Raw genomic sequence first — 12,666 nt, forward strand, 5'->3', positions numbered from 1 at the left:
GCCAACGACATCGTCGTTGGCCGCAAGCCTTTTCGCGTTCCCGGAGCCGTCTGGCCAGGCCTTCCGCCATTGCGGACCCACCCATATTCATGACATTATGCTGCCGTCAAAGCTTGCCGACCGGAGATGGGGGAAATGGTGCGCGCTCGTGTAGCCGGTGCCGAGGGGGTCGCGTGGGGGATGAGGGCCGACTGCCCGCGGGCCGTGACGCTACGCCCGCGCCGTCCGTTCCGCTACGAGTCCTCATGATCGGCCGTCCGACCGGACGCCGGTCCCGACGGCTGCTGGTGGTTGTTCCCCTCGCCCTGGCCGGGCTGCTCGCGGCGGCCTGCGGCGGGAGCGACCCGGCGCCGGGTACGGCCGCGGCGGCGGCGAACGACCTCTCCGGTGTCACACTGCGTTTCGGTGACCAGATCAACGGGGTCCGCTCCGTGCTGGAGGCCTCCGGCGAGCTGGACGACGCACCGTACAAGATCGAGTGGAGCCAGTTCCAGGGCGGTGGCCCCACGGTGATCGCGGCGCAGACCGGCGGGGACGTCGACCTCGGGGTGATGGGCGAGACCCCGGTGGTGTTCGCCCAGGCCGCGCACAGCCCGGTGACGGTCGTCGGGGCCGCCCGGATCGTCGACCCGGCGAAGTCGAACTTCGCGCTGGTCGTGAAGAAGGACTCGCCGATCCGGTCCGTCGCGGACCTGCGCGGCGCGACGATCCTCAACAGCCAGGGCACGGTGTCGCAGTACCTGGTCGCGAAGGCGCTGGAGAAGGGCGGCCTCACGACCGACGACGTGAAGCTGGTGAACCTCCAGCAGGGCGCGCAGGCCGCCTACGACCGCGGCGACATCGACGTCATCGCCAGTGGGGGACCGCCCCTGGCGATGACCCTGGCCAGGGGGACCGACCGGGTCCTGATGACCGGCGCGGGTGTGCTGCCCGGAGTCAACTACCTGGTCGCACGGAACGGCGCTCTCTCCGATCCCGGCCTCAGCGATGCCATCGGTGACTTCCTCGGCCGGCTCACCCGGGCGCAGGACTGGTACAACGCCCACCCGGACGCCGCCATCGCGATCGTGAAGCCCACCTACAAGGTGGACGACACCGTCGCCCGCGCGATCATCGACCTCGCGCCCCTGCACTACGTGCCGATCGACAGGACGGTCACGGACACCCACCAGCGCGAGGCGGACTTCTTCGCCGACCAGGGCGTGCTGAAGGCGAAGATCGACACGTCGACGGTCTTCGACGACCGTTACAACCCGATCGTCAACGCGGTGGCCCAGGGCCGGCCTGGTCCGTCATGACCGACCTGCTGCCCTCGGGTGCGTCCCGCGCCGGGGCGCCCGACCTGGCCGGCGGGGGGCCTGGTCCGGCCGGGGCGGCCGCCGCTCCAGGCGCCGGGGCGGACCTGCCGCCGGTGCCCGGACTCGTCCGCCCGCGGGCGTCACGGCGGCACGCGCACGGGCGCGGGGCGTCACTGGCGCTGCGCGCTCTGCTGCCCCTCATCCTGTTCGGCCTGTGGTGGTGGGGCACCGAGGCGGGCTGGATCTCGTCCGACGTTCTCGTCTCACCCCCGCGGATGGTCGAGACCTTCGGTGACCTGGTGCGCGAGGACAAGCTGTTCCACCAGGTGTCGGTGTCGCTCGGCCTGGCCCTGCGCGGGGCGCTGTTCGGGGCAGCGGCCGGTTTGCTGTTCGGTGTCGTCGCCGGCCTGTGGCGGATCGGCGAGGAGCTGCTCGACGCGGTGCTGCAGATGCTGCGGACCATTCCCTTCCTGGCGGTCGTGCCGCTGTTCATCGTCTGGCTCGGCATCGGCGACCTGTCGAAGGTGCTGCTGATCTCGCTCGCCACGCTGTTCCCGATGTACCTGAACACCTACAACGGCGTCCGCAACGTGGACCGCCGGCTCATCGAGGCCATGGAGGTGTTCGGCCTGCGCGGGGCCCGGCTCGTGCTCACAGTGATCATTCCGCTGGCGCTGCCGTCGATCCTCACCGGGCTGCGGTACTGCCTCGGGATCTCCGTCCTCGCGCTCATCGCCGCCGAGCAGATCAACTCCAGCGCCGGCCTCGGCTACCTCATGTACCAGGCGCAGTCGATGCAGCAGGTCGACGTCCTGGTGGTGGTGCTGGCCATCTACGCCGTGCTCGGGCTCCTGTCGGACCTGGTGGTCCGGGTGCTCGAACGTCTGCTGATGCCGTGGCACCGCGGCCTGGCCGTCCGATGAGCCGCTCGACGAGCGCGGACCCGGCGGCGCCGCCACGCCCGGACACCGGCGCGCAGGCCGGTGCGGACACCGGCCCGCCGCCCGGCGGTGAGCTGGCCGTACAGGTCCGGGCGGCCCGTAAGACCTTCGAACGCCCGGTGCTCGACGGGGTGGATCTCGCCATCCACGCCGGCGAGTTCGTGGCGCTGCTCGGTGCCAGCGGCAGCGGCAAGACCACACTGCTGCGCATCCTCGCCGGCCTCGAGGCCGCCGACGACGGCGCGGTCTGGGTGCCGCCCACCCGCACCGTCGTCTTCCAGGAGCCCCGGCTGGTGCCGTCGCAGAAGGTCTGGCGCAACGTCGTCGTCGGGCAGCGGGGTGGTCGCGGCGCGCGCGAGGCGGCCCGCGCCGCCCTCGCCGAGGTCGGGCTGGCCGAATGGGCGGACGCCTGGCCGTCCACGCTCTCCGGCGGCCAGGCCCAGCGGGTCGCGCTGGCCCGGGCACTGGTGCGCGAGCCGCGGCTGCTTCTGCTCGACGAACCGTTCGCCGCGCTGGACGCGCTCACCCGGATCAGGATGCGCGAGCTCATCGGCGAGCTCTGCGCCCGGCACCGGCCGGCCGTGCTCCTGGTCACCCACGATGTCGACGAGGCCGTCGTCCTCGCCGACCGCGCCGTCGTGCTGACCGACGGCCGGATCTCGCTCGACCGGCCGATCGGCCTGCCCCGCCCGCGCGCCGTGGGCGACGCGGGTTTCGCGCAGGCCCGCCGCCTGCTGCTCGAGGAGCTGGGCGTCCACGAGTCGCGGCAGGCCGAGGGCCCGATCCCCGGCACGACCGAGAACGGCAAGCCTGTGGATGCCCGGGAGCCCCCGGGCTTTACTACCTGACTACCTGTTCCGCGGCGCGGGCGCGTGGGCGCCCGGCCGACCGAGATGTGGAGGAGACACCATGGTGATCGACCTGACCGGCGGTCTGAGCGACGACCGCGAGTACGTGTTCCCCGCCCAGCCCGACAACCCGGACATGCGCGAGTCGGTCAACGCGTGGGTGTGGGACGACGGCGTCGAGTTCGGGTTACCCCGGATCGGCATCGAGGCCCCCGCGGACCAGTGGGACACCCACGACATCCAGGTGAACATCGCGTTCGCCGGCGGCCGGGTGCTCAACATGTACGGCCCCAGGAAGGTGCACGACCCGCTGGGCGCGGACGGGAAGGCCCGCGTCCTGGGCGCGGGGCCGCTGTCCTTCGAGCTGGTCGAGCCCTACCGGCACTGGAGGATGCGGCTGGAGGGCCCCGCCGTGGTGACCTCCGCCGAGGATCAGATCGGCGGCTGGAAGCGTGGCGTCACCGGCGGGCCGACGGTCGAGGTGTCCCTCGAACTGGACATCAGGCCCGCGGTGCCGCCGTGGGAGAACGGCTCGCTCCTCGAGGAGGCCGGTCGGGTCCTCGCCACCCAGGAGGAGGGCGACCTGATGGGCGGCCCCCGCTTCGAGCAGCTCTCCCGGGTGACCGGCCACCTGCGGGTCGACGACGAGGTCCACGAGCTCAACGGCGGCGGCCTGCGGATCCGTCGCGCGGGCATTCGCCGGCTCGCCACCTTCCGCGGGCACGTCTGGCAGTCGGCGCTGTTCCCGAGCGGGCGCGCGTTCGGCGTGTGCCTCTACCCGCCGCGGGCCGACGGCAAGCCGACCTTCAACGAGGGCTTCCTCTTCGAGGGCGACGGCGCGCTCATCCCGGCCCGGGTCGTCGACGCGCCCTGGCTGCGCGAGCTGCGGCCCACCGGCGAGGACGTCTCCGTCACCCTCGAGACCGAGGACGGCCGGACGGCGACGATCCACGGCGAGTCGCTCCTGTCGACCTTCGCGGTGATGGGCGCGGACATCGGCTCCCAGCGCCTGAACCTGCAGCAGGCCATCTCCCGCTACACCTGGGACGACGAGACCGCGAACGGCATGATGGAACGCTCCAGCGTGAGCGACACGGTCGCCCGGTGACCACGGCCACCTCCGGCGCCGCCGGGCCCGGGTTCGGCCGGGAGTCGACGGCGCCGGAGGCGGCCCGTAGATGGCCCGCGGGTCGGGCTCCGACTGTCGCTGGCTCGGTCAGCCGCCGACAGCGGAGTTCTGCGCCGCGGTGACGATGGTCCTGGCGTCAGCGGGTGTCAGGAACCCGCGGAACACCGACGTCCAGGCCGCCGCCCGCACCTTGTTCACGTAGTCGGTGTGGGTCGGGTAGAGCTGGCGAAGCACGGGCTCCGCGGTCTGCGGCGCGGTCGGGTTCGACGGGTCGCCCGCGTTGTGCCGGTCCCAGGGATCGGCGTCGCCGTTCCACGGGTCGGTCGCGCCGAACAGGCCGCAGAACAGCGCCGCGGCACCCTCGGCGTAGCGCTGTCCGGTCAGGGTCCTGGTGGGCACCGTCACGTCCGGAAGCCGGATGCCACCGCGGGCCAGCCCGGTGGCCGGGTCACGGACCGGCGCGTTGCCCTGCATGGTGAGGAGCGCGCCGGTGGCCGGCGCGGGCCCGCCCCGCATCCACCGGTTCACGGCCGACAGGGCGGCGTTCAGGGAGTAGTGCGCCGGGCCGTCGTTGATCGGCGCCGTGCCGGCCCCGCAGTCCCGGGACGGAACGGGCTTGCCGAACATGCGCTCGTACACGGGCTGCCCGGTGGTGAGAAGCCACTGGTCGGCATGGGAGGTGCCGGCGAGTTCCCAGGTGTGCACGGTCGCCGAGTCCGGCTGCCGGGCGGTCACATGGAACGTCATGTCGGTCTCGGTCAGCACGACGAAGGTCGGCACCCTCAGATCGGTGCGGATGAGGGTCGGATTGGGCATCGTCTCCGCCGGGTCGGCGTTCAGCGGGGGCGGTGCCGCCATGTTGCTGTGGATGAGATAGCCGTCGTACACCCGGGCCACCGGAGCCACCGCGTTGACGTAGGTCGTCAGGCGCATCGCGGACTGCGACTCACCCACGCCGAGCAGCTTCGTGAACCTGAGTTTCCCGAGCGGGTTCGGCCCGTCCGGGGTGCGCAGCGCCTGCGCCGCCTGCGAGAAGATGTCGTACGAGTACTGGTCGCCGGGGTGGTTGAGGGTCCCGTACCGGGCCTGGTCCCAGGCCTTGAGGCCGGGGTAGTCCCCCGTCGCGTTGACGCCGAGCTGCTGGGCGGAGACGCCGACGTAGGCGTAGCCGGAACGCAGGATCTCCTCGCGCATGGTCGTCCAGTCCGCCTGCGCGTCGATGCCGCCGCTGACGTTGAACCACTCGACCAGGACGGTCCCGTTGAACTTCGCCGGGTCCGACGGGTAACGGACCAGCATCCGACTCTGGTACGGGGCCTGCGTGCCCGGTGTCACCTGCCATCTGCCATCCGAGCCGAACGTGCCGTTCCTGTTGTAGGCGGTGGCCGTGCCGCCGAACAGGAACTCCCGCTCCACATACCCCTTGGTGGCGAGGAGCGCCGGATCCTCCGCCTGGAACGGGAAGCCGTGACTACCGGCCGCCGGCACGGTGATCGTCGGGGACGCGGTGGCGCCCGCTCCGGCGCCCGCCCCGGGCGCCGCGGTCGCGGCCGGGCCGCAGACCGCGAGCACCGCGGACATGCAGGCCGCCGCGGCGAGCAGCGCGGTGACGCGCCTGCCCGGTAATCGTGGAAAGGGCATGTGAAACCTCCACCGATTTTCCGTCCTGAGATGGGAGACGGCAATTCTTGCGTCAACCTGATCCGAGGTCCCGGGCTCATCCGATGGCTGGCACCGAAGTGCCATTTCTCGACGGCGTCCTTTCCACTCCACCGCCGGTGTTCGCGGGCTTTTCGTTGCGCGGGGAAAGGCTCGCCTTCGGCGCGGAGAATGACCCGGGCCGGCGAGGGCCAACAGGTCGAAATCGGCGTCGGGGTTGTCGAGGAGCCGGATGCCACAGCGCACGGGACGATGACCCCGCTCGGCGCCCGACTCGCCTGGAACAGAGGACCTCCGGTCGCGGTTTTGCCAGTACATGACCGACTCACCGTTCGACCCGCACGCGCTGCTCGCGCAGAGCCGGCTCGGTGTCCTGGCCACGATCAGATCGGACGGCCGTCCGCAGCTGTCGCCCGTCCTGCCGTTCTACGAGAGGCAGTCCGGTGTCCTCTACGTGTCCATGACCGAGGGACGGGCCAAGACGGCAAACCTGCGACGGAATCCGTGGGCCGCGCTGGAGGTCACGAGCCCCGACGGCTGGTCGTGGGCGACCGCGGAGGGCCCGGTGACCCTCACCGGGCCGGGAGCGGACCCGCGCGGCCCCGAGGTCGAGGCACTGGTGAACTACTACCGGGCCGCCGCCGGAGAGCATCCGGACTGGCATGAGTACCGCTCGGTCATGGTCTCCGAACGCAGGGTGCTCATGGCGATGACAGTCGAACGCGTGTACGGACAACGCCTCGGCTGACTCCCGCCGCACAGGCCCGGCCGCCCCCTGGCGTGGGAGCGGGCCCTGATCACTCAGGTAGCAAATCCCCTTCAAAGGCGGGGCGGATCGCCGCCTCGCGGCTCAGGCTGTGCCGGTGGACCGAGATCCCGACGCCATCAGTCTCGTTCCGGCGCAGCGAGAGGCCCGATCCCGACCGCCCGAGGGGCCCGATCCGGGGACCGGCGCACCGGAGCAGGCCCGTGACCCGGTACTGACCTATGGAAGGGAGGACGACGACACCCCACGCCCATGGAGCCGGCACGACCGGACAATGGAACGGACCGGCGTGCTCGCGATGACCCGGCGGCTGCCAGGGCTGCTCCGGCTGGCCTGGTCGCTGGCCTGGGAGGCCGACCGGATCGGTCTGGTCACCATGGTCGGCCTGCGAGTTCTGTCCGGGTTGGTCGAGGCCGCCGGCCTGCTCGCCGTCGCCGGCGCGCTGACGGCGGTGCTCAGCGAGGGGCCGACCCCGCAGCGGCTGCACGACGCGATTCCCGCGCTGGTCCTCGTCGTCGGCGCCGGCGTCGTCCGGACGGCGATCTCCCTGGTCACCAGCCTCCTGCAGAGCCGCTTCGGGCCCAGAGTCGACCGCGTCTCGATCGTGCGGCTACTCGACCTGGCCACCCGGACGTCCGTGATGTCCTTCGACGACCCCCGGTTCGTCGACGATCTTGATGCGGCCGAGCGGGGTGCCGCCAGCGGGCGTCAGCTCGTCGACAACGCGGTCAACGTGTTCACCTCGGGGGTGCAGATGGTCGCCGCCGGCAGCGTCCTGGGTGTGTTGCACCCGCTCCTGCTGCCGCTGCTGGTGCTCTCGATTCTGCCGGACGGCTGGGCGACGGCGCGTTCGGCGCGGCTGGCGCACGCCTCCTGGCTCGGGCGCATCCGCAAGATCCGGCGTCAGTTCATGCTGCGCAACCACATGACCGACCGGGACTGCTCCGCGGAGATCCGCTCGTTCGGCCTGAACCGCTTCCTGCTGGACGAGTACATCGCGCTGGCCCGGGAGAACGAGGCCGAGCAGGTGCGCGTCGCCCGGGGCCAGGCGCTGTACCGGCTGACCGGGGAGGTCGTGTCCGGACTCGCGCTGGGGGCCGTGTACGTGACGCTGGTCCTCCTGCTCAACGCCGAGATCATGCCGCTCGCCGCCGCGGGTACGGCGGTCCTGGCCATCCGGAACGGGCGCGGCGCGCTGTCCTCGGCGCTCGACAGCCTGAACAGCGCCTTCGAGAACTTCCTGTACTTCGGGGAGTACCGGTCGTGGATCGCGGAGGCGGCCCGCCGGGTACCGGCGCCACGCGGCGACATGGCGCCGGCCGAACCGGCGCTCGTCCGGGTCGACGCCGCCACCTACACCTACCCGCACACCGACACCCCGGCGCTGCGCGGGGTCACCGTCGAGCTGCGGCGCGGCCAGGTCGTCGCGTTCGTCGGCGCCAACGGCAGCGGCAAGTCCACCCTCGCGAAGATCCTCGCGGGCCTGTACGAACCGGACGAGGGGACGGTCAGCTGGGACGGGGTCGACCTGGCCCAGGTCGACCCGGACAGCGTCCGGGCGCGGGTCGGTCTGATCCCGCAGCAGTACACACAGTGGCCGATGTCGGCCCGGCTCAACATCGCCGTCGGGAACATCGACCGGCTCGCCGTGGACGGCCCGGACAGCGTGATCCCGGCCGCGACGGCCACCGGCGCGGCCGAGGTGATCGAGAAGCTGCCGTATGGCTACGACACCTCGCTGGCCCGGCAGTACAACTCGGGGCACGACCTCTCCGGCGGGCAGTGGCAGCGGATCGCCTGCGCGCGGGCGGTCTACCGGGACGCCCCGTTCCTCATCGCGGACGAGCCGTCCGCGGCCCTCGACGCCCGCGCCGAGCAGGCGCTCTTCGACCTGATCCGCGAGCAGGGGCGGGACAGGGTGGTCCTACTGATCACCCACCGGCTGGCCAGCGTGCGCACCGCCGACCGCATCTACGTCCTCGACGAGGGCCTGGTCGTCGACGACGGCACGCACGCCGAGCTGATGACCCGCCCCGGCATCTACCAGGAGCTGTTCAACCTGCAGGCACGACAGTTCGTCGACCTGCCGGATCCGGCGGCGCCAATGCCCTGACGGCCCGGTGGGCGCGCGGACGCCAGTCGCTCGGCGGTGGTACCGCGGAGCGCGGGTCCGCGCCGTCGGCTAGCATGCCCCGCATGCTCGCGCGGATGAACTTCTGGTGGCCCGTCACAGTGGCGGCCCACTCCCACCGCGCGTAGATCTCTCCCGCGGCCGCCCTGTCCGGCGGCCGCCGTTGTTTCCCATCCCGGGGGCAGGGCTGATCGCCGAGTCCAGGCGACCGCCCGGCGACCGAGGAAACGACCATGGAACTGCTCCGCCACCTGCTCGGCGCGCTCACGGCAAACCGGGACCCCGGCCCGTTCGCGCTGCTCCGCCGCGAAGGCGCCGATCATCTCGATGTCCTCACCGGGGACGTCGAGGTCGCCTCCCGGCTGGCCGACATCCCGCTGCCACCGGGGCCGGCCGGGCCGCGCACGCTGGCGCTCGTGCCGTTCCGGCAGATCGTCGAACGCGGCTTCGCCTGCGTCGACGACGGCGCCCCGCTGGAGTGCCTGCGGGTCAACGGGCACGAGCGGGTGCCGCTGCCGGCCGCCCTCGCGGCTCTGCCGGCGGGCGCCGTGACCGCCACCGGCGGGCGGTTCGACATCGGTGACGAGCGTTACGCCGAGATCGTGGGCGAGGTGCTCCGCGACGAGATCGGTCGCGGGGAGGGCGCGAACTTCGTCATCCACCGCACCTACACCGCCTCGATCGCGGGCCCGCCGCTGACCGCCGCGCTCACCGCGCTGCGCCGCCTGCTCACCGGCGAACGGGGCGCCTACTGGACGTTCCTCGTCCACACCGGGACGCGCATCCTGGTCGGGGCCACCCCGGAACGCCACGTCAGCGTCGACGCCGGCCTGGTGCAGATGAACCCGATCTCCGGCACCCACCGGCTGCCGGCCTCCGGGCCCGACCGCGACGCCCTGCTGCGGTTCCTGGCCGACCGCAAGGAGATCGACGAACTGTTCATGGTGCTCGACGAGGAGCTGAAGATGATGGCCCGGGTCGCCGAGCACGGCGGGCAGGTGCTCGGGCCGTACCTCAAGGAGATGTCGCACCTCGTCCACACCGAGTACCTGCTGGCCGGGCGGGGCCGCCTCGACGTCCGGGAGGTGCTGCGCGAGACGATGTTCGCCCCGACCGTCACCGGCAGCCCGCTGGAGAACGCGTTCCGGGTGATCGCCCGGCACGAGGGCCGCGGCCGGCGCTACTACGCCGGCGTGCTCGCCCTGCTCGGTCGGGACGAGGCGGGCGCGCAGACCCTCGACGCGCCGATCCTGATCCGGACCGCGGAGATCTCGCCCGGCGGGGACCTGCGCGTGCCGGTCGGCGCGACTCTCGTCCGCCACTCCACCCCGGCTGGCGAGACGGCGGAGACACACACCAAGGCTGCCGGGGTGCTCACAGCCCTGGGCCTGCGCCCGCCCGCCACCGGCGCGGCCCTGGCCTCGGGCGCCGTCAGGGACGTGGCTGCCCCCGTCGGCGCGGGCGTCCCGCTGGGAGCCGATCCGGAGATCGCCGCCGTGCTCGCCGGCCGCAACCTCGGCCTGGCCCGGTTCTGGATGGCGGAACGCGCCCCGGCGCCGAACCCCGGCCCCGGGCTGGCAGGCAGGTCGGCGCTCGTCGTCGACGGCGAGGACACCTTCACGGGGATGCTCGCCCACCAGCTGCGCGCACTCGGCCTGACGGTCACCGTGCGGCCGTGGCACTCGGCCGGGGACACCGCCCGATTCGACCTGGTGGTGCCCGGCCCCGGCCCGGGAGATCCAACAGTGCATGCCGACCCCCGGATGGCGGCGATGCGCGGTGTCGTGGCCGACCTGCTGGCGCGGCGGCGGCCGATGCTCGCGATCTGCCTTGGCCACCAGCTCCTCGCCGGCCTGCTCGGGCTGCGCCTGCGCCGCCGGGAGGCCACCTACCAGGGGCTGGCCCGCGAGATCGACCTGTTCGGCCACCGGCGCCGGGTCGGTTTCTACTCCACGTTCACCGCGGAGTTCGACCAGGACGAGATCCTCACCCCCCACGGTGTGGTCCAACTCGCCCGCGACCCCGCGGGCGTTCGGGACCCCGCGGGCGTTCGGGACCCCGCCGGCAACCCGGACGACCGGCGGGACGAGGCGGTGCACGCGCTGCGTGGGCCGACCTTCGCCGGGCTCCAGTTCCACCCGGAGTCGGTGCTCAGCCTGGACGGCCACGAGGTTCTGCGCGACCTGCTGACGGACCTGCTGCTCGTTCCCGTGCGCCTGGCCTGATCGCGCGTCCGTCACACGCCACACCGTCTACTCGCCCTTTTGGCGTCCTTCTCGCCGTTTCGGAATCGGATCCGGCCCGATTCACCCTCGAAACGGCGAGAAGGACACTAAACGACAAGCAGTTCTATTCGTGACCCCGGCCCGGGGCCCGGGCCCGGATTTCGGTTCGTCCCGCGATCGGGTCGGGCTGGTCACTCGACGACGTAGCGGCGGGGGATCCAGGTCTGGCTGTCGATCGGCGGGCGCTTGTAGGCCCGGTCCTGGCGGGGCGGCAGGTCGACGGCGGGGTACGGGAGGGCCTCGTAGGGCACCGTCGACAGCAGGTGGCTGATCAGGTTCAGCCGGGCGCTGCGCTTGTCGTCCGCGTCGACCACGTACCACGGGGCCTGCCGGATGTCGGTGTAGGCGAACATCTCGTCCTTGGCCTCGGCGTAGTCGACCCAGTGGGCACGGGCCTGCAGGTCCATGTCGGAGAGCTTCCAGCGCTTCTCCGGGTTCTTGATCCGGTCCGCGAACCGGCGCTCCTGCTCGGCGTCGCTCAGCGAGAGCCAGTACTTGACCAGGGTCAGCCCCGACCGGACCAGCGCGCGCTCCAGCTGGGGGCACGTCCGCAGGAACTCCTCGTATTCCTCGTCGGTGCAGAATCCCATCACCCGTTCCACCCCGGCGCGGTTGTACCAGCTCCGGTCGAAGAACACGATCTCGCCGCCCGCCGGCAGATGGGTGATGTAACGCTGGAAGTACCATTGGGTGCGTTCCCGCTCGGTCGGCGTGCCGAGGGCGACGACCCGGAAATGGCGGGGGTTGAGACGTTCGGTGATGCGTTTGATGACGCCGCCCTTGCCGGCGGTGTCCCGGCCCTCCATGATGACGGCGACCCGCCGCCCGGAGTGGACGATCCATTCCTGCATTCGCACCAGTTCGGTCTGCAACCGGGCCAGCTCCTTGTCGTAGGCCGTTCTCGACAGGCGCTCCGGGGTCACGTCGGCGGGCATAGCGGCAACTGTCGGCCGCGGCGCCCGGCCTGTCAACGCCCGTACCCGGGCGGTTACCAGAGGCGGCTACCAGAGATGGTCGAAGACCTACGGTGCCGTCGAGGAGCTCTCGGATCATGTCCGCGTGGCCGTTGTGCCGGGCGTACTCCTGGATGCGGACTGCCCTCGACCGCCGGGTCGTACCAGATCCGTCCCAGGCCGGGCTTCGCCTCCAGGATCCGGCTGAACCAGTTCCGCTCGGTCTCCGCCAGGTGACAGACCAGGCCGTGCAGGGACAGCGGCGACGTGGCCACCGGCCTGGCTCTGCGCAGGTCGTCGCTCAGCCCGTCGCACTTCGTCAACAGGGTCGACCGGTGGAACTCGAGCCAGCCGTCGAGCAGCTCCCGTTCGTCCTGGAGGTAGGTGAGGCGAGCCCTGGCGGGCGGCTCCGGTTCGTCAGCCACCAACCGCTCCTTCGCGCGACGCGGTCGGCAGGTCATGGGCCCGGGCGCGGGCGTAGGGCTCGAACACGGTCGCGATGTGCGCCTGTTCCGCGGCGGACTTCGGCCGTTGCAGCTCGGTAGAGGTGGGGAAGCTCGGCCCGGGCGGTCACCGCGTCCCGGGGAAGCCGGGCAGCGGCCGGTAACAGGCGGTCGGGGAGCCTTCGCCGGGCTCGGCGGCGGGTGGGGGCGGGG

General features: G+C 72.1%; 9 protein-coding genes and 1 pseudogene. 7 read left to right on the forward strand and 3 right to left on the reverse strand.

Going from position 1 to position 12,666, the window contains the following annotated elements:
* The first annotated feature begins 287 nt into the window (after nt 1–287).
* The 4 genes from MXD62_RS29335 (at nt 288) to MXD62_RS29350 (ending at nt 4,195) form a co-directional block, all read left to right on the forward strand.
* Nucleotides 288–1,298: an ABC transporter substrate-binding protein gene (locus MXD62_RS29335; RefSeq protein ID WP_248832620.1), complete on the forward strand. Its 1,011-nt coding sequence runs from the start codon at nt 288–290 to the stop codon at nt 1,296–1,298.
* Nucleotides 1,295–2,221 carry an ABC transporter permease gene (locus MXD62_RS29340; protein ID WP_248832621.1) on the forward strand — a complete coding sequence of 309 codons (927 nt, stop codon included), beginning with the start codon at nt 1,295–1,297 and terminating at the stop codon, nt 2,219–2,221. The genes MXD62_RS29335 and MXD62_RS29340 overlap by 4 nt, the downstream gene beginning before the upstream one ends.
* Nucleotides 2,218–3,087 (forward strand): ABC transporter ATP-binding protein, encoded by an 870-nt coding sequence (locus MXD62_RS29345; RefSeq protein ID WP_248832622.1) that lies wholly within the window; start codon nt 2,218–2,220, stop codon nt 3,085–3,087. Before MXD62_RS29340 ends, MXD62_RS29345 begins: the two co-directional genes overlap by 4 nt.
* A gap of 61 nt (nt 3,088–3,148) precedes the next feature.
* Complete coding sequence (locus MXD62_RS29350; protein ID WP_248832623.1) at nt 3,149–4,195, forward strand: hypothetical protein; 1,047 nt, start codon at nt 3,149–3,151, stop codon at nt 4,193–4,195.
* A 108-nt stretch (nt 4,196–4,303) separates the two neighbouring features.
* On the opposite strand, the gene MXD62_RS29355 is transcribed toward MXD62_RS29350, so the two are convergent.
* Nucleotides 4,304–5,857: an alpha/beta hydrolase domain-containing protein gene (locus MXD62_RS29355; protein WP_248832624.1), complete on the reverse strand. Its 1,554-nt coding sequence runs from the start codon at nt 5,855–5,857 to the stop codon at nt 4,304–4,306.
* Between the two features lie 334 nt (nt 5,858–6,191).
* Here MXD62_RS29355 and MXD62_RS29360 point away from each other — a divergent pair, with 334 nt between their 5' ends.
* The 3 genes from MXD62_RS29360 (at nt 6,192) to MXD62_RS29370 (ending at nt 10,997) form a co-directional block, all read left to right on the forward strand.
* Nucleotides 6,192–6,623, forward strand: a complete 432-nt coding sequence (locus MXD62_RS29360) for a PPOX class F420-dependent oxidoreductase (protein ID WP_248832625.1) — start codon at nt 6,192–6,194, stop codon at nt 6,621–6,623.
* 292 nt (nt 6,624–6,915) lie between these two features.
* Nucleotides 6,916–8,754, forward strand: coding sequence for an ABC transporter ATP-binding protein (locus tag MXD62_RS29365; RefSeq protein WP_248832626.1), 1,839 nt, complete (start codon nt 6,916–6,918; stop codon nt 8,752–8,754).
* 251 nt (nt 8,755–9,005) lie between these two features.
* Nucleotides 9,006–10,997, forward strand: coding sequence for a chorismate-binding protein (locus MXD62_RS29370; protein WP_248832627.1), 1,992 nt, complete (start codon nt 9,006–9,008; stop codon nt 10,995–10,997).
* 191 nt (nt 10,998–11,188) lie between these two features.
* On the opposite strand, the gene ppk2 is transcribed toward MXD62_RS29370, so the two are convergent.
* Nucleotides 11,189–11,992 carry a polyphosphate kinase 2 gene (gene ppk2 / locus MXD62_RS29375; RefSeq protein WP_112108268.1) on the reverse strand — a complete coding sequence of 268 codons (804 nt, stop codon included), beginning with the start codon at nt 11,990–11,992 and terminating at the stop codon, nt 11,189–11,191.
* Nucleotides 11,993–12,228: 236 nt separating this feature from the next.
* Nucleotides 12,229–12,471 (reverse strand): annotated as a pseudogene (locus MXD62_RS41050) (DUF664 domain-containing protein); the annotation flags it as partial.
* Nucleotides 12,472–12,666 lie beyond the last annotated feature (195 nt).

The organism is Frankia sp. Mgl5 (assembly GCF_023242985.1).
GTDB lineage: Bacteria > Actinomycetota > Actinomycetes > Frankiales > Frankiaceae > Parafrankia > Parafrankia soli.

Coding starts and splice junctions, on each gene's coding strand:
- MXD62_RS29340 (WP_248832621.1), top strand. CDS start 1,295: ATGACCGACCTGCTGCCCTCGGGTGCGTCCCGCGCCGGGGCGCCCGAC.
- MXD62_RS29345 (WP_248832622.1), top strand. CDS start 2,218: ATGAGCCGCTCGACGAGCGCGGACCCGGCGGCGCCGCCACGCCCGGAC.
- MXD62_RS29350 (WP_248832623.1), top strand. CDS start 3,149: ATGGTGATCGACCTGACCGGCGGTCTGAGCGACGACCGCGAGTACGTG.
- MXD62_RS29355 (WP_248832624.1), bottom strand. CDS start 5,857: ATGCCCTTTCCACGATTACCGGGCAGGCGCGTCACCGCGCTGCTCGCC.
- MXD62_RS29360 (WP_248832625.1), top strand. CDS start 6,192: ATGACCGACTCACCGTTCGACCCGCACGCGCTGCTCGCGCAGAGCCGG.
- MXD62_RS29365 (WP_248832626.1), top strand. CDS start 6,916: ATGGAACGGACCGGCGTGCTCGCGATGACCCGGCGGCTGCCAGGGCTG.
- MXD62_RS29370 (WP_248832627.1), top strand. CDS start 9,006: ATGGAACTGCTCCGCCACCTGCTCGGCGCGCTCACGGCAAACCGGGAC.
- ppk2 (WP_112108268.1), bottom strand. CDS start 11,992: ATGCCCGCCGACGTGACCCCGGAGCGCCTGTCGAGAACGGCCTACGAC.